The 16,159-nt window shown below is 49.8% G+C and carries 17 protein-coding genes; 4 read left to right on the forward strand and 13 right to left on the reverse strand.

The window, feature by feature from the left end; genetic code table 11:
- The first annotated feature begins 73 nt into the window (after positions 1-73).
- From mdoG to D9738_RS04720, 3 genes are all read left to right on the forward strand, one after another.
- Positions 74-1,609, forward strand: a complete 1,536-nt coding sequence (gene mdoG, locus D9738_RS04710; protein ID WP_130258319.1) for a glucans biosynthesis protein MdoG — start codon at positions 74-76, stop codon at positions 1,607-1,609.
- Positions 1,602-4,145 carry a glucans biosynthesis glucosyltransferase MdoH gene (mdoH, locus tag D9738_RS04715; RefSeq protein WP_130205479.1) on the forward strand — a complete coding sequence of 848 codons (2,544 nt, stop codon included), beginning with the start codon at positions 1,602-1,604 and terminating at the stop codon, positions 4,143-4,145. The genes mdoG and mdoH overlap by 8 nt, the downstream gene beginning before the upstream one ends.
- 171 nt (positions 4,146-4,316) lie before the next feature.
- Positions 4,317-4,544 (forward strand): YceK/YidQ family lipoprotein, encoded by a 228-nt coding sequence (locus D9738_RS04720; RefSeq protein WP_130205481.1) that lies wholly within the window; start codon positions 4,317-4,319, stop codon positions 4,542-4,544.
- On the opposite strand, the gene D9738_RS04725 is transcribed toward D9738_RS04720, so the two are convergent.
- The 3 genes from D9738_RS04725 to lpxL form a co-directional block, all read right to left on the reverse strand.
- Positions 4,545-4,919, reverse strand: coding sequence for a MysB family protein (locus tag D9738_RS04725; RefSeq protein ID WP_130205483.1), 375 nt, complete (start codon positions 4,917-4,919; stop codon positions 4,545-4,547). It lies immediately after the preceding gene.
- Between the two features lie 82 nt (positions 4,920-5,001).
- Positions 5,002-6,228, reverse strand: a complete 1,227-nt coding sequence (gene mdtG / locus D9738_RS04730) for a multidrug efflux MFS transporter MdtG (protein ID WP_130215860.1) — start codon at positions 6,226-6,228, stop codon at positions 5,002-5,004.
- A 171-nt stretch (positions 6,229-6,399) separates the two neighbouring features.
- A complete protein-coding gene (lpxL, locus tag D9738_RS04735; RefSeq protein WP_130205487.1) occupies positions 6,400-7,320 on the reverse strand; it encodes a kdo(2)-lipid IV(A) lauroyltransferase in 921 nt (306 codons plus the stop codon).
- 223 nt (positions 7,321-7,543) lie between these two features.
- Here lpxL and D9738_RS04740 point away from each other — a divergent pair, with 223 nt between their 5' ends.
- The gene (locus tag D9738_RS04740; protein ID WP_130205489.1) at positions 7,544-8,596 is read left to right on the forward strand and encodes a rhodanese-related sulfurtransferase; all 1,053 of its coding nucleotides are present in this window, start codon (positions 7,544-7,546) and stop codon (positions 8,594-8,596) included.
- Positions 8,597-8,637: 41 nt separating this feature from the next.
- On the opposite strand, the gene D9738_RS04745 is transcribed toward D9738_RS04740, so the two are convergent.
- The 10 genes from D9738_RS04745 to mdtH form a co-directional block, all read right to left on the reverse strand.
- Positions 8,638-9,213 (reverse strand): YceI family protein, encoded by a 576-nt coding sequence (locus D9738_RS04745; RefSeq protein ID WP_064528519.1) that lies wholly within the window; start codon positions 9,211-9,213, stop codon positions 8,638-8,640.
- Between the two features lie 3 nt (positions 9,214-9,216).
- Complete coding sequence (locus D9738_RS04750; protein WP_130205491.1) at positions 9,217-9,783, reverse strand: cytochrome b; 567 nt, start codon at positions 9,781-9,783, stop codon at positions 9,217-9,219.
- 261 nt (positions 9,784-10,044) lie between these two features.
- A complete protein-coding gene (locus D9738_RS04755) occupies positions 10,045-10,158 on the reverse strand; it encodes a YceO family protein (protein WP_001253741.1) in 114 nt (37 codons plus the stop codon).
- Positions 10,159-10,205: 47 nt separating this feature from the next.
- Positions 10,206-11,324: an N-methyl-L-tryptophan oxidase gene (gene solA, locus D9738_RS04760; protein WP_130259663.1), complete on the reverse strand. Its 1,119-nt coding sequence runs from the start codon at positions 11,322-11,324 to the stop codon at positions 10,206-10,208.
- A 114-nt stretch (positions 11,325-11,438) separates the two neighbouring features.
- Positions 11,439-11,693: a biofilm formation regulator BssS gene (bssS, locus tag D9738_RS04765; protein ID WP_000414435.1), complete on the reverse strand. Its 255-nt coding sequence runs from the start codon at positions 11,691-11,693 to the stop codon at positions 11,439-11,441.
- A 284-nt stretch (positions 11,694-11,977) separates the two neighbouring features.
- The gene (gene dinI, locus D9738_RS04770; protein ID WP_130259664.1) at positions 11,978-12,223 is read right to left on the reverse strand and encodes a DNA damage-inducible protein I; all 246 of its coding nucleotides are present in this window, start codon (positions 12,221-12,223) and stop codon (positions 11,978-11,980) included.
- A 73-nt stretch (positions 12,224-12,296) separates the two neighbouring features.
- A complete protein-coding gene (gene pyrC, locus D9738_RS04775; protein WP_130259665.1) occupies positions 12,297-13,343 on the reverse strand; it encodes a dihydroorotase in 1,047 nt (348 codons plus the stop codon).
- Positions 13,344-13,448: 105 nt separating this feature from the next.
- Positions 13,449-14,009 carry a lipoprotein gene (locus D9738_RS04780; RefSeq protein ID WP_064528527.1) on the reverse strand — a complete coding sequence of 187 codons (561 nt, stop codon included), beginning with the start codon at positions 14,007-14,009 and terminating at the stop codon, positions 13,449-13,451.
- Between the two features lie 133 nt (positions 14,010-14,142).
- Positions 14,143-14,790, reverse strand: coding sequence for a glutaredoxin 2 (grxB, locus tag D9738_RS04785; RefSeq protein WP_130259666.1), 648 nt, complete (start codon positions 14,788-14,790; stop codon positions 14,143-14,145).
- A 63-nt stretch (positions 14,791-14,853) separates the two neighbouring features.
- Positions 14,854-16,062, reverse strand: coding sequence for a multidrug efflux MFS transporter MdtH (mdtH, locus tag D9738_RS04790; RefSeq protein WP_130259667.1), 1,209 nt, complete (start codon positions 16,060-16,062; stop codon positions 14,854-14,856).
- Positions 16,063-16,159 lie beyond the last annotated feature (97 nt).

Below are 16,159 nucleotides of genomic sequence, written 5' to 3' on the forward strand. Positions count from 1 at the left end.
CATTAAAATAGATCGGATCGATATAAGCACACAAAGGGGGAAGTGCTTACTTATTATGAAACATAAACTACAAATGATGAAAATGCGTTGGTTGAGTGCTGCAGTAATGTTAACCCTGTATACCTCTTCAAGCTGGGCGTTCAGCATTGACGATGTTGCAAAGCAAGCTCAATCCTTAGCCGGAAAAGGCTATGAGGCGCCTAAAAGCAACTTGCCCTCCGTTTTCCGCGACATGAAATACGCGGATTATCAGCAGATCCAGTTTAATCATGACAAAGCCTACTGGAACAATCTGAAGACCCCATTCAAGCTCGAGTTCTACCATCAGGGTATGTACTTCGACACGCCGGTCAAAATCAATGAAGTTACTGCAACGGCAGTAAAAAGAATCAAATACAGTCCGGATTATTTTACATTCGGCGATGTTCAGCATGACAAAGACACGGTAAAAGACCTTGGTTTTGCCGGTTTTAAAGTGCTTTACCCGATCAACAGCAAAGATAAAAACGATGAAATCGTCAGCATGCTCGGGGCCAGCTATTTCCGCGTGATTGGTGCAGGTCAGGTATATGGCCTTTCTGCCCGCGGCCTGGCAATTGATACCGCGTTGCCATCCGGTGAAGAGTTTCCGCGCTTTAAAGAGTTTTGGATCGAGCGTCCAAAACCGACTGATAAACGTTTAACCATTTATGCATTGCTTGACTCACCGCGAGCGACAGGCGCTTACAAATTTGTGGTTATGCCAGGACGTGACACGGTTGTTGATGTGCAGTCTAAAATTTATCTGCGCGACAAAGTCGGCAAACTGGGTGTTGCGCCGCTAACCAGTATGTTCCTGTTCGGACCGAACCAGCCGTCTCCGGCGAATAACTATCGTCCGGAATTGCACGACTCAAACGGCTTGTCTATCCATGCCGGTAACGGCGAGTGGATCTGGCGTCCGCTGAATAACCCGAAACATCTGGCAGTTAGCAGCTTCTCTATGGAGAATCCGCAAGGGTTTGGTCTGTTACAGCGTGGCCGCAACTTCTCTCGTTTTGAAGATCTCGACGACCGTTACGATCTGCGTCCAAGCGCCTGGGTAACACCGAAAGGGGAGTGGGGCAAAGGTAGCGTTGAGTTGGTAGAAATCCCGACTAACGATGAAACTAACGATAACATCGTCGCTTACTGGACGCCGGACCAGCTGCCGGAACCGGGTAAAGAGATGAACTTTAAATACACCATCACCTTCAGCCGGGACGAAGACAAATTGCATGCGCCAGATAACGCCTGGGTACAGCAGACGCGTCGTTCAACGGGGGATGTGAAACAATCAAACCTGATTCGTCAACCTGACGGTACTATCGCCTTTGTGGTCGATTTTACTGGTGCAGAAATGAAAAAACTGCCAGCGGATACGCCAGTCACCGCACAAACCAGTATTGGCGATAATGGTGAGATTGTAGAGAGTACAGTGCGTTATAACCCGGTCACCAAAGGCTGGCGTCTGGTAATGCGCGTGAAAGTGAAAGATGCCAAGAAAACCACAGAAATGCGTGCTGCGCTGGTGAATGCCGATCAGACGTTGAGTGAAACCTGGAGCTACCAGTTACCTGCCAATGAATAAAACAACTGAGTACATTGACGCAATGCCCATCTCCGCCAGTGAGAAAGCGGCATTGCCGAAGACCGATATCCGCGCCGTTCATCAGGCGCTGGATGCCGAACACCGCATCTATGCGCGGGAGGATGACTCCCCGCAAGGGTCGGTGAAGGCACGTCTTGAACAAGCCTGGCCGGATTCGCTGGCTGATGGGCAGTTAATTAAGGACGACGAAGGACGCGATCAGCTTCAGGCAATGCCGAAAGCAAAACGCTCCTCTATGTTTCCCGATCCGTGGCGAACTAACCCGGTAGGGCGATTCTGGGATCGTCTGCGCGGCCGCGATGTGACACCGCGCTATCTGGCTCGGTTGACCAAAGAAGAACAGGAAAGCGAGCAAAAATGGCGTACCGTTGGGACAATCCGTCGTTATATCCTGCTTATCCTGACACTGGCGCAAACCGTTGTCGCTACCTGGTACATGAAGACGATTCTGCCGTACCAGGGGTGGGCGTTTATTAATCCGGTTGATATGGTCGATCAGGATCTGTGGGTTTCCTTTATGCAGCTCCTGCCCTATATGCTGCAAACCGGCATTCTGATCCTCTTTGCTGTTCTTTTCTGCTGGGTGTCTGCCGGTTTCTGGACCGCGTTGATGGGGTTCCTGCAACTGCTCATTGGTCGCGATAAATACAGTATTTCTGCGTCGACCGTTGGCGATGAACCGCTAAACCCGGAGCATCGTACGGCATTGATCATGCCCATCTGTAATGAAGACGTGAATCGCGTCTTTGCCGGCTTGCGCGCAACGTGGGAATCGGTAAAAGCCACCGGCAATGCTAAACACTTTGATGTCTACATTCTGAGTGATAGTTACAACCCGGATATCTGCGTCGCAGAGCAAAAAGCCTGGATGGAGCTTATCGCTGAAGTCGGCGGCGAAGGGCAGATTTTCTATCGCCGCCGCCGCCGTCGTGTAAAGCGTAAAAGCGGTAATATCGATGACTTCTGCCGTCGCTGGGGCAGTCAGTACAGCTACATGGTAGTGCTGGATGCCGATTCAGTGATGACCGGTGATTGCTTGTGCGGCCTGGTGCGCCTGATGGAAGCCAACCCGAACGCCGGGATTATCCAGTCTTCGCCGAAAGCATCTGGTATGGATACGCTGTACGCGCGCTGCCAGCAGTTTGCGACCCGTGTTTATGGGCCATTGTTCACTGCCGGTCTGCACTTCTGGCAACTTGGCGAGTCGCACTATTGGGGGCATAACGCGATTATCCGCGTGAAACCCTTTATCGAGCACTGCGCGCTGGCGCCGTTGCCGGGTGAAGGCTCTTTTGCCGGTTCAATCCTGTCGCACGACTTTGTAGAAGCGGCACTGATGCGCCGTGCAGGTTGGGGAGTATGGATTGCGTACGATCTCCCGGGCTCTTATGAAGAGTTGCCACCAAACTTGCTGGACGAGCTAAAGCGTGACCGTCGCTGGTGTCACGGCAACCTGATGAACTTCCGCCTGTTCCTGGTCAAAGGGATGCACCCGGTACACCGTGCGGTGTTCCTGACGGGGGTAATGTCTTATCTCTCTGCGCCGCTGTGGTTTATGTTCCTCGCGCTCTCGACCGCATTGCAGGTAGTGCATGCGTTGACCGAACCGCAATACTTCCTGCAACCACGGCAGTTGTTCCCAGTGTGGCCGCAATGGCGTCCTGAACTGGCGATTGCACTGTTTGCCTCAACAATGGTGCTGCTGTTCCTGCCAAAATTGTTGAGTATTTTGCTCATCTGGTGCAAAGGGACTAAAGAGTATGGTGGCTTCTGGCGCGTCACTTTGTCGCTGCTGCTGGAAGTGCTGTTCTCCGTACTGCTGGCGCCGGTGCGCATGCTGTTTCATACGGTATTCGTGGTCAGTGCCTTCCTCGGCTGGGAGGTGGTGTGGAATTCACCGCAACGTGATGATGACTCCACTTCCTGGGGAGAAGCGTTTAAACGTCACGGTTCGCAACTGTTACTGGGCCTGGTGTGGGCGGTTGGTATGGCATGGCTGGATCTGAGATTCCTGTTCTGGCTGGCGCCGATTGTCTTCTCGCTGATCCTGTCACCGTTTGTTTCGGTGATCTCCAGTCGTGCGACCGTGGGGCTGCGTGCTAAACGCTGGAAACTGTTCCTGATCCCGGAAGAGTATTCACCGCCGCAGGTGCTGGTAGATACCGATCGTTTCCTTGAGATGAACCGTCAACGTTCTCTCGACGATGGCTTTATGCACGCGGTATTTAACCCGTCGTTTAACGCCCTGGCAACGGCAATGGCGACCGCTCGTCACCGCGCCAGTAAGGTGCTGGAAATCGCCCGTGACCGCCACGTTGAACAGGCGCTGAACGAGACGCCAGAGAAGCTGAACCGCGATCGTCGTCTGGTGCTTTTGAGCGATCCGGTAACGATGGCACGTTTGCATTTCCGCGTATGGAACTCTCCGGAGAAATATTCTTCATGGGTGAGTTACTATGAAGGGATAAAGCTGAATCCACAGGCATTGCGTAACCCGGATGCGGCTTCGCAATAAAAACGTAGTTGCCTGATGCGCTACGCTTATCAGGCCTACATCGTTCCTGCAATATATTGAGTTTGCAAGATTTTGTAGGTCGGATAAGGCGTTCACGCCGCATCCGGCAAAACAACGAGCCAATAAAGATACCGGCGTAATGCCGGTATTTTTTTAGGAAAGAGGTATCAAATGCGTTTCATTGTGGTAGGCATCATGGTTACCTTACTGAGTGGCTGTGGCAGCATCATTAGCCGCACTTTACCGGGGCAGGGGCATGGCAACCAATATTATCCCGGGGTGCAATGGGATGTTCGTGACTCCGCATGGCGCTATGTTACGATCCTCGATCTGCCGTTCTCCCTCGTCTTTGATACCTTACTGCTGCCCATTGATATTCAACATGGGCCATATGAGTAATTAACGCTCATCCCATTCATCGGCGGCAGCGCGTCCTTCTTCAGTATCCAGGGGCGGCTCAAGCTGAAATTCGCCTTCGTCCCATTCATGCAGCGTATTTTCATCCTGCCATTCCTGGCGGATTTCAATTTCATCATAATCGCCGTCAAAGACGCTTTGTGCAGCTTCACCGCTGAACATTGGCAGACATTCACCTTCTTCGCCTTCATCAGCAAAAAACTCAACCTGCCACATAATGTCGCCATCTTGCAGAATGTATTTCTGGACATTGAACTGTTGCACATTTGCTTCATCTGCATCAATTCCGGGGTTGTCAGCAAGAAATTCTTCCCGTGCGGCATCAATGGCTTCTTCAAGCGTTGCGTACATAGTCATCACGATTCTCCCTTTGATTTGATGATGTATTCAGGGAAAGAATAGCTGATTATGCGCTTTTGCAAGTATGAAAGGCGAAAAATCAGCCTGTCACTTGGGGCAATCGGCGGCGACGCAAACTGTTCCAGGAATAAACCGCGTTAAACAACACAACTCCTGCGGTGACCAGAAACACTGCGCGGAAACCATAGTTTGCTGAGATAGCCGCGCCCATCAATGGTCCCGTAACGTTGCCAATATCACGAAATGACTGGTTGTAGCTGAAAATTCGTCCGGCGATTTGGTTTGTTGAGTTATAAACCAGTAGCGTTTGTACTGCGGGGAGTAACGCGCCATCGGCGGCTCCGAGTAAAAAGCGTAAAACCCCCAGCTGGAATGGTGTCTGGACGTAAGACATAGGGATTAACAGCAGCACAGAAAAGAGCAGCGCCGTTATCAGGATCTTCTCTGGCCCGATACGATCCCCCAGTTTGCCAAGCCGTGGCGCGCTAAGTAGCGCAGCCACACCGGGGACCGAGGCAATCATGCCACTGATAAAAGCAACATTACTGACATTCCCCGCCAGTTCGCGGACATAGAGTGTCAGGATTGGCGCGATTGAACCGGTGGCGACCTGGATGATTAATGTTGTGACAAACAGGCTAAGTACCAGCTTCGGGTTTTTAAGCGATGTCACGACATCCCGCATGTGCAGCATCTCTTTTTTGCTGACTGGCTGGAATTTCTCTTTGATACAAAACAGGGTGACGAAAAAGCAGAGTATTAGCACACTGGCGGTAATAAAAAATACCGGACGTAAGCCGTAGTTATCGGCAAGCAAGCCGCCAGCCATGGGGCCGAGCAGCGCGCCGCTAACGCCACCGGTAGAGAGCGTACCCAGCGCCCAGCCGCTTTTATTGCGTGGGACCTGAGTGGCGATTAGTGCGTTGGCATTAGGGACAAATCCACCGAGCAGACCCAGCAATGCTCGCAGGATCAGAAATTGCCAGATATTTTGCACTACCCCCATCAGCACCATCACGATACCCATCCCGAGGGCAGAGCGCAGGAGCATAATTTTTCGACCTTTTCGGTCAGCTAATCCTCCCCAGAACGGAGAAGCAATGGCGGAAAATAGAAAGGTAATACTGAAGACAATCCCTGACCACATATTTAGCGCCGAGTGGCCCGTAACGCCAAGTTGCTCAACGTAGAGGGGTAAGAATGGCATTACCAGACTGAAGGCGGCGCCGGTAAGAAAACAGCCAAGCCAGGCAACGAGCAGGTTCCGTTTCCAGTTTATGGGAGTGTCATTTTCACAGGGTGACATAGCAATCCGCTGTTGGTGCGCCAGGGCGCGGTGAACAAGAGAATAAAAGATAAGCACACTAATTATGCGCCTGACTTATAAGTGACGCAATGCAGAGAGCTTTTATCGCTAAATCAGGGAATTTGATGCTGATGTGCCGGATGCGATGCTGCGCATCCGGCATAAAGAAGGTTAGTAACGTGAAGGAACGCCTTCCGGGCGCGTTTTGAAGCGGCGATGCAACCACATGTATTGTTCTGGCGCCATCATGATGCATTTTTCGACCACTTTGTTCATCCACGCGGCGGTGGTTTCAGCGTTATCCAGAGGCGGTGAACACTCTGGCGGTAGCATGATCAACTGATAACCTTTGCCGTCCGGCTTACGACGAGGGACAAATGGCACCAGACATGCGCCGGACATTCGTGCCAACATCCAGGTACCGCTAGTGGTTGCCGCCTGCTCAACGGCGAACAACGGCACAAAAACGCTCGAGCGCGGACCGTAATCGTGATCCGGCGCATACCAGACGACTTCACCTTTTTTCAGGGCTTTAATCATCCCTTTTAAATCTTTGCGATCGAGCATCGATTTATTCGAACGCAGGCGGCCCCAGGTTTGCAGCCAGTCGATCAATGGGTTGTCATTCGGGCGATAAACCCCGATCCCCGGTTCCTGCATTCCAAATTGTCGTGCACCGAGTTCCAGCGTCAGAAAATGGATGCCAACTAACAGGATGCCACGCTTTTGCGCCTGCACGTCACGGACATGCTCCATGCCGATAACTTCCGTCCAGCGGGCAACCCGACTTTCTGGCCAGAACCATGCCATGCCGGTTTCCATCAGTCCCATGCCAACGGATTCAAAATTCTTAATCACCATCTGCTGGCGCTCTTGTTCGCTCATTTCCGGGAAGCACAGTTCCAGGTTGCGATGCACAATTTTGGCGCGTCGTTTCATTAAACGTAACGCCAGTCGCCCCGTCGCAATGCCAAGGCGGTAGATGATTGGGTAGGGTAACTGAACGACTAACCAAAGTACGCCAATACCCAACCAGGTTAACCAATAACGCGGATGAAGCAGTGCGGTGGAAAACTTGGGTAGATTCGTCATATCAATCCTGTCTTTCAACCTATACGGGCAATTGTATGTATTGTCGCATTTTTTCGCCCTCAACCAAAATTTGAGGCTGAAGACTGGGCGAAAATGCCGCGCATGTAAACTATTAATAATTTTTAATGCGCAAATGTAGCGTAAAATGTGTGGATGTTAATTTGCGATTATTGCTATATCATGCGCCGGATTTTACTTTCCCACCTCGCAGGAACCGTACACCATGCCAGTGTTACACAACCGAATTTCCAACGACGCACTGAAAGCCAAAATGCTGGCCGAGAGTGAACCGCGCACCACCATTTCGTTTTATAAATATTTCCATATTGCCGATCCTAAAGTGACCCGCGATGCTTTATATCAGCTATTTGCTTCGTTGAATGTTTTTGGCCGGGTCTATCTGGCACATGAGGGGATCAACGCGCAAATTAGTGTACCAGCGAGCAACGTCGAGACATTTCGTGCACAGCTTTATGCTTTTGATCCTGCTTTAGATGGTTTACGCCTGAATATCGCGTTGGATGATGATGGGAAATCCTTTTGGGTGCTGCGCATGAAGGTCCGCGAGCGGATTGTCGCCGACGGGATTGACGATCCTCAATTTGATGCCACTAATGTCGGGGAATACCTGCAAGCGGCGGAAGTGAATGCCATGCTTGATGATCCCGATACGCTGTTTATCGACATGCGCAACCACTATGAATATGAAGTCGGCCATTTCGAAAATGCGTTGGAAATTCCGGCTGATACCTTTCGTGAACAACTGCCGAAAGCGGTTGAGATGATGCAGACGCATAAAGATAAAAAAATCGTCATGTACTGCACTGGTGGCATTCGTTGCGAAAAGGCCAGTGCCTGGATGAAGCATAACGGCTTTAATAAAGTCTGGCATATTGAAGGCGGCATTATTGAATACGCCCGTAAGGCGCGTGAACAAGGCTTACCAGTGCGTTTTGTTGGCAAAAATTTCGTTTTTGACGAACGGATGGGCGAGCGCATCTCTGATGAAATTATTGCACATTGCCATCAGTGCGGCACGCCATGCGACAGCCATACCAACTGTAAAAATGATGGCTGTCACTTGCTGTTTATCCAGTGTCCGACGTGTGCTGAGAAATTCAAGGGGTGTTGTAGTGAGATTTGCTGCGAAGAGAGCGCGTTACCGCCAGAAGAACAGCGACGCCGTCGAGCCGGGCGAGAAAATGGCAATAAAATCTTCAATAAGTCGCGGGGACGCCTGAATACGACACTGGGCATACCTGATCCTGCGGAATAAACATCATTGCCGGATGCGCGTCATCCGGCAACATTTCAGCATTATTTCTGCTGTACACCTTCCACCGAAATAATCAGATCAACTTCCTGAGAGGCCGGACCTAAATCTGACTTGATATTGAAGTCTTTCAGCTTAATTTTACCTTCAGCTTCGAAGCCTGCACGTTTACCACCCCATGGGTCGTCGCCCTGACCAATCAACTTCGCTTCCAGCGTTACTGGTTTAGTTACGCCATTCAGTGTCAGATCACCTGTGATATCCAGCTCGTCACCGTCTTTTTTTACGCTAGTGGACGTAAAGGTTGCCTGCGGATATTTTGCTGTGTTGAGGAAATCCGCGCTGCGCAGATGTTTATCGCGCTCGGCATGGTTGGTATCTACGCTGGTGGTGTTAATGGTGACATTGACTTTATCGGCAGCCGGATTCTTTTCATCAAACGTAAAAGTACCGTCGAAATCTTTAAAAGTGCCGTAAACCCAGCTGTAGCCCAGATGTTGAATGCGGAAATTGACAAAGGCGTGCTGGCCTTCTTTGTCAATTTTGTAATCGGCAGCGATAGCTGAACCGGCAGAGAACAACAGGGAAGCGAAGGTTAAACCAAGCAGGCTTTTTTTCATTTTTTATACTCCATAGTCAGATGACGACTTTCCCAGAATGCGCTTCAGGGTGTCGTCTTTATCGATGAAATGATGTTTCAGCGCCATAAATCCGTGCATAACTGACAGGACGACGACACTCCAGGCAAACCAGAAATGTAGAGCGCCTGCTAAGTCAGCTTGCGTGCCTGCGTCGGCAAGCGTTGCGGGGATTTCAAACCAACCAAAGATGCTGATGGGTTTGCCATCGGCGGTCGAAATAAGGTAGCCGCTCAAGCCAATAGCAAAGAGCAAAAGATAAAGTGCCAGATGGCCTGCTTTCGCTCCGTAACGTATACCGGGGGAATAGCTTTTCAGTGGGCCAGGCGGAGGAGAAATTAAACGCCAGAGAACGCGAATAACCAGCCCCATCATTAATAGAATACCGATGCTTTTATGCAACTCTGGCGCCTTATGATACCAACCGTCGTAATAACTTAACGTTACCATCCACAAACCTAAAGCAAACATGCCATAGACAATAATTGCCGTTAGCCAATGCAAAGCGGCAGAAATAACACCATAGCGTTGAGGGGAATTTATGAATTGCATAACTGCATCCAGAACATATTCACGAGGTAATGAAAATGGCCTGTCATGAGATGAATTGCAACTTAAAAACAACAATCCGAATGATATTTATTTTTATTTCAATAATTTTGATTTAATAATGAAAGAATCTTCATAAGTTTAGTGGTTCCAGGCTGAGGGATGTCTGGTGAATGCTGTTGCGACTGGAATAAGCTTATTCAAATTTTCACGCCAAATGAAAGGGAAATTAAATTTTTGTCAGTTTGTGTCAGCGCCTGGTGATTAAAAATAAAACACATAGATCAGATCCATAATCGCCAATACCCCCCAGAGAAAAAGATAAAGCATGAGATGTTCGCGAATATTATTGATGAGATAGTTCACCAGGCGACGCATTAAAAGCTCCTGTAAAAACGGCCTCAACTTAGAGGCCGTGATGATGATTATTGGAAGCGGGAAAGCCGGAATGGCGTTAAATCAAAATCGATTTTTTTGTCTTGCGCAAAATTAGCGGCTATTTCCCCTAATACCGAAGCAAATTTAAAGCCATGCCCACTCAGGCCGGTAATCAGTAGCGTATTAGCGTGTCCTGGTAGGGTATCGATAATAAAATCTTCGTCAGGCGAATTATCATAGGTGCAAGCAGCGCCATACAGGCAGCAGCCGATACCTGGCAACACACTACGTAAGAATGGGAAAGCTTCGGAACCGTCACTGTCGATTTCCGCAAACGGAACACGTTCATCCGCTGAATGAATGACCTGACCACCGTTATGTTTCCCAATCTTCAGAGCATCGTTTTCCGCCGGAAAACCGTAGTATTGATCGCCATTGGGCAATTCACCGGTAAAGGCCGGGAATTTATTCTTCACGCTATAGCGGCCATCGGCCTGATACCAGGCGAATACTTTACGTACGGGCTGGATGGGCAGTTCTGGTAGCAGCTCTTTTACCCAGGTACCTGCACAGACGATCGCTTTCTTCGCCTGGTACTCGCCGTCCGCCGTTTCAATAGTTACGCCGTTATCGTCATGACGAATTGCGGTGACCGGACAGTTAAACAGTTGTGCGCAGCCAGCTTCATTCGCCAGTTTGATCCAGGTTTTAATCGCCAGTTCGCTGCGTAAAAAACCGGAATCGGCCTCAAATAGCCCGATATAGTTGTCAGGGACGCGTATTTCCGGCCAGCGGGCCATAATTGTCTGTGCATCCAGTTTTTCGACGTTGAGTTGCCATTGTTCCGCGCTGTGGGCGACATTGGCGAGAAACTCGGAGTCAGCAGGGCCGAGGTTGATGACGCCGGAGCGCACAAAAACGGGGTCTTCTTCGTTGTGACGGGAGAGTTCTTCCCACAGGGTTTGCGCACGGAGTACTAGCGGGACATACTTTTCGCCTTCGCCATAAGCATGGCGAATTAATCGCGTATCTCCGTGGTGGCTGCCGTGTTGATGTGGCGGCATATGGCTGTCGGTCATCAGCACTTTCAAACCGGCCTGGGTGGCATAATACCCGGCTGCAGCGCCTACGGAACCGCTGCCAATAATGATGAGATCGTATTTCATTTTTTTCTCTCTGCTCTCATGGTTTAAGCAGAGTAAATAAGTAACAAACGATATACAACCCAGAAATGGTAAAGGCACCGTTAAGGTGCCTTTTGGGTGGATGGTCATGTCATGTTAATGACGCCGATACTCATTGACATGGAAATCACCAGATTCAATTTTGGCGATTCCTGCTTCTAATATCGAAATAAATTGTCTGGCAACATCAGTAGTTAACCAGAGTGTCTGACCAACTTCAGTCCCTTCCTGCTCGGACTTATTTGGGGTCTGGTAGTGCAAACGCAACATCAGCGCATCATAGCTATCAACGGTGCTGATGTCCCACCCTACGAGCGGATGAGTCTGAATGACTTCATTGTTTTTTTCCATCATGGCCCCCTAATTCGTGTTACTAGACAACGTTATTCGAGGTTCAATGCGTTTTTATCTGAAGCAACTTCAGTATATCAATAAATATGGGTATTCACCGAAATTTTAAAGGGGTAGTGAGATATTTTTTTGCTTTTAAGATTTATATGAACAATAAAACAGCATGTCGTTCATATTTTTTTAGCATATTGTGCAATTATTTTGAGGGAGTGTAAAATTTGTACGAACAATCTTAAAATATAAAAAAGCCGGGGCGACCCGGCAAAAACAAACATCACTGCATATTATTCGCTAACAAACCAGTCATCGGCGCTTTCCCACGTTTCTTGTAGAATTTCGCTAATGCGCTGTTTATCTTCTTTTGTTGCGCCAATAACCGATAAATTATTTGCCGCAGCATATCGTACCGATACGTGACCTTCATTGTCCGGAAACGCATACTGAATACGACGAAAAAGTTCACCCGCCAGAGCGTCAATGGCCCCAGTGGGTAGTGGAGAAGTTTTCGCTATGGTGACTTCAATTCGCATAATAGCCCCCTGTTGAATATACTGGTTATTTATACAGGCAAAATAAGCTAAAGACAACAGGTGGCTACGTTTTTTATTGCTTAAAAGACCAACGTACAGTTTCCCCAGCCAGGAAAGGAACAAGCGTGTCGTCTGTCAGAGCGATGCTTTCAGCAATTTGCTGCTCTTCACGTATTAGTTCAATAAACGATTCATTGACCGGCAATCCATAGAATTTCGGCCCGTTTAAAGAACAGAATGCTTCAAAATGCTGTAGTGCATTCATCTCTTCAAATACGGTTGCATAGCTACCCAGCGCCGATGGCGCATTAAAGCAACCTGCACAGCCGCAGCTACTCTCTTTACGATGACGGGCATGTGGCGCGGAATCGGTACCCAGAAAAACGCGATCAAAACCACTGGCGACCAGCTCACGCAGCGCCTGTTGGTGAATATTGCGTTTGAGGATCGGCAGACAGTAGAGATGCGGACGCACACCGCCAACCAGCATATGGTTACGGTTAAACATCAGATGCTGGGGAGTAATGGTGGCGGCCAATAGTTCATTTCCGTCACGAACATAGTCGGCCGCATCTTTGGTGGTGATGTGCTCGAAAACGACTTTCAGCGCGGTCAGGCGCTGGCGTAGTGGCTCCATGACCGTCTCAATAAAACGCGCTTCACGGTCAAAAATGTCGATGTCAGCATGGGTCACTTCACCATGCACCAGCAGAGGCATACCGATTTTTTCCATGCGCTCAAGTACTGACATGATCGCCTCAACCGACGTCACACCGTGGCTGGAGTTGGTGGTGGCGTTCGCAGGGTAAAGTTTTGCGGCGGTGAACACGCCTTCGTTAAATCCACGCTCCAGCTCATTGGGGTCCAGCGAGTCTGTTAAATAACAGGTCATCAGCGGGGTGAAATCGTGTCCGTCCGGTACGGCGTCAAGGATACGTTGGCGATAAGCCACAGCAGCCTCAACTGTTGTTACAGGCGGTGCCAGATTGGGCATAACGATGGCCCGACCATAGGTTTCGCTGGTATACGGCACGACAGTTTTTAACATGTCGCCATCGCGGAGGTGAAGGTGCCAGTCGTCTGGGCGGCGGATCTTTAATACCTGGGATGGTGCAGTCATTAATTTCTATGCTCCGGCTGAAGGGATGTTTTTGCCGGACACAAAGGATAAGCGGAAACGTTTTCCTTTGCACGTAAAATAAAGGGCGCAAATACGCCCTCGTAATTAATCAGTGAACGGAATGACTATTTCACCTGGTTTCACTTCAATGCCTTTTGCCAGTTTTTTAGCCATTGCTTCGCCTTTGCTGCCATCTTCGCGCAGGATGTAAGCCGGCTGCTGGTTAAAGTAATTGCGTAATGCCTGATTCAAATAGGGAAGTAACGTTTGCATCACGGTTTGCATTTTTTCCGGCTGCACGGTCGCGTCGACCACTTCCATCTCTTTCAGGAAGATGGCGCCTTTCTCTTTATCAAACACAGGCAGCGCTTTCAGCTTCAGTTTCATGGTTGCTTTTTGGCTACCGAACAGAGAGTTCATATCCAGATTGGCGTCCCCGGTTAGGGTAACCTTATTAGGTTCTTCACGACCAATTTGGCTGGTCAGGTTTGTCAGAACTATATGGGCGTCAGCCACGCCGGGCAAACCGATATCTTTTGAGAAATTATTATGTTTCGCAAGCGACTGGTTAATCTCTTGTTCGGTGATGGTGTATTGGGTGAGTTGATTACAGCCAACGAGCAGGCCACTGACGATTAATGCAGCGGCAAATAAAAACTTGTTCATGGTAGTCCTCGACATGAAATCTGCGTCAATATCCTGACACAACGCAGCATGTGTCACCAGCGATAAACTCGCCAGCAGAAAAAACTGAAAACAGCGGCAACCCGCGAATACAGGCTGCCGCGGCAGGCCAGGATTAAATCGCCATTGATGATAGCAAATTGATTTGCGTCTGTTTGGCCATGTTATCGCGGTAATCAGCGACGCGGCTTGGCCAGTTTATTCCGGCAACCAGCGTCAGATTACGCAGCAGCGGAAAAAGTTGAATGTCATCTTCCGAAAGCTCGCCATTCACGGCGTTTGGCTTGACGATGAGTTTATCCAGTGCACGTAAATCATCGCTGATATTTTTAATTAACCCATCAGAATGTGAGAGAAGCTCGGCAAAATTACCCGCGCTGACCTCTTTCTTGTCGATGAAGTATTTGCGTGCGGCGGGAGTAGAAAACTCATCAAACGCCGATTTGGCAAAACGCGGCAACAGCAGTTTATTGGCATAGCCGTTGACCTTGCGCAGCCACTCTTCAATGGCAGGGGAGCGTTTACCCGTCAGTAACGGTTTGCCGTCGAGCTTATCCACATAGTGAACAATGTCCATGCTCTCTGGCATATAGCGGCTGTCATCTTTTTGCAGAATGGGAACCTGTTTTTGACCGACCATCCGGGTGGGTGTTTCTGCATCGTCGTTGAGCAGAACGTGTAATTCGACGGGGATATTTTTCAGGCCGAAAATCATGCGGGCTTTGAGGCAGTAAGGGCAGTGATCGTAAATATATAGCTTCACGTGACTCCTCCATTTGGCTGTCAGTTCACTTTCAGTATGGAGGAGTCAGGGGGGACTATCAAATCAGGCGTCGTGTTCCAGCAACCGACGCGCGGCACGTTTATGGCTAAATTGCCAGCCCAATGCAAGGAAGGTGATGAGGCCAATAACGCCCAACATCATCCACGGCAACTCCGGTTGTTGCGTGGATTTACCCAGGTCAAACAGCCAGCCGCCGCCGATATAGCCAATAGCGCCGCCTATCGCCAGGCCCAGCCGACTAAACCCCATATAACTGCCGCGCGCTCGTGCATCCGCTAACGAGGCGCTAAGAGTTTCACGCGCAGGTTCGGCAATGATCGAGCCAATATAAAACAGACAAATCAGGGCGAAAAGTTGTTGCAGGCCACTGACCATGCCCACGGGTATCATGCTTAATGACATCACCAGTAGCCCCGCCATCAACCGGTGTTCCAGACGAAAACGCTTTTCGCTCCAGCGGGCGATAGGGTAGAGCAACGTTAACGACAGACACGCTTCGATGGCATACATCCATTTAACGGCAGAGGGCGCTCCGGCTACGTCGTTGACCATAATCGGCAGCATCAACATCACCTGCACAGCCAGCATGTAGTAGCCCGCGAGTGTCAGGACATAGGTGACAAAACGTTTATCGCGCATCACGCGGGTCATGCCTTCGCGGACTGGCGTACGCACGGTAGAGAGTTTCCATGCGGGCAACAACCAGGCGTTAAACGCTGCACACAATACAAACAGAATTGCCCCCGTGGCGCAGACCAGGCGAAAATCGTATTGCAATAACCAACTCCCCAACAGCGCGCCAATGACCGCACCGGCACTGTCCTGCATCATCAACAGGGAGAAAAAACGGCCCCGTTGTTCCGGACGAATTAATTTCACCACCAGCGCCGAACGCGGCGGATCAAATAACGTACCGCCGAGGCCCGAGAGCAAACAAGAAAACCACAGCATCCAGGGTTCATGGGCGATGCCCATGGTGGCGAATCCGGCGGCGCGCATCAGCATACCGGTAACGATCATCGGTTTAGCGCCAAAACGGTCGGCAATAGCACCGCCGAAAATGCCTAATCCTTGCTGAATGAACTGACGCAGACCGAGGGCAATACCGACCATTACGGCGGCCCAGCCCATTTGATCAACGAAGCGGATAGAGATCAGCGGGAAGACAACAAAGAACCCCAGCACGACCAGCATATTATCGACGAGAAGGAAATATTTACCCAGGTTCCTCGCCTGCGATACGCGCGACATTTCCCCTCCCGGGAAATAAAAGATGAGCACTTTCTATTCTGCATTGCTGCTAAGATTTTTCCCATCATATCGGGGACAATATTTTTTTATCAAAACG

Origin of the sequence: Escherichia sp. E10V5 (assembly GCF_004212315.1) — a bacterium.
Taxonomy (GTDB): Bacteria; Pseudomonadota; Gammaproteobacteria; order Enterobacterales; family Enterobacteriaceae; genus Escherichia.

Coding starts and splice junctions, on each gene's coding strand:
- mdoG (WP_130258319.1), top strand. CDS start 74: ATGATGAAAATGCGTTGGTTGAGTGCTGCAGTAATGTTAACCCTGTAT.
- mdoH (WP_130205479.1), top strand. CDS start 1,602: ATGAATAAAACAACTGAGTACATTGACGCAATGCCCATCTCCGCCAGT.
- D9738_RS04720 (WP_130205481.1), top strand. CDS start 4,317: ATGCGTTTCATTGTGGTAGGCATCATGGTTACCTTACTGAGTGGCTGT.
- D9738_RS04725 (WP_130205483.1), bottom strand. CDS start 4,919: ATGACTATGTACGCAACGCTTGAAGAAGCCATTGATGCCGCACGGGAA.
- mdtG (WP_130215860.1), bottom strand. CDS start 6,228: ATGTCACCCTGTGAAAATGACACTCCCATAAACTGGAAACGGAACCTG.
- lpxL (WP_130205487.1), bottom strand. CDS start 7,320: ATGACGAATCTACCCAAGTTTTCCACCGCACTGCTTCATCCGCGTTAT.
- D9738_RS04740 (WP_130205489.1), top strand. CDS start 7,544: ATGCCAGTGTTACACAACCGAATTTCCAACGACGCACTGAAAGCCAAA.
- D9738_RS04745 (WP_064528519.1), bottom strand. CDS start 9,213: ATGAAAAAAAGCCTGCTTGGTTTAACCTTCGCTTCCCTGTTGTTCTCT.
- D9738_RS04750 (WP_130205491.1), bottom strand. CDS start 9,783: ATGCAATTCATAAATTCCCCTCAACGCTATGGTGTTATTTCTGCCGCT.
- D9738_RS04755 (WP_001253741.1), bottom strand. CDS start 10,158: ATGCGTCGCCTGGTGAACTATCTCATCAATAATATTCGCGAACATCTC.
- solA (WP_130259663.1), bottom strand. CDS start 11,324: ATGAAATACGATCTCATCATTATTGGCAGCGGTTCCGTAGGCGCTGCA.
- bssS (WP_000414435.1), bottom strand. CDS start 11,693: ATGGAAAAAAACAATGAAGTCATTCAGACTCATCCGCTCGTAGGGTGG.
- dinI (WP_130259664.1), bottom strand. CDS start 12,223: ATGCGAATTGAAGTCACCATAGCGAAAACTTCTCCACTACCCACTGGG.
- pyrC (WP_130259665.1), bottom strand. CDS start 13,343: ATGACTGCACCATCCCAGGTATTAAAGATCCGCCGCCCAGACGACTGG.
- D9738_RS04780 (WP_064528527.1), bottom strand. CDS start 14,009: ATGAACAAGTTTTTATTTGCCGCTGCATTAATCGTCAGTGGCCTGCTC.
- mdtH (WP_130259667.1), bottom strand. CDS start 16,062: ATGTCGCGCGTATCGCAGGCGAGGAACCTGGGTAAATATTTCCTTCTC.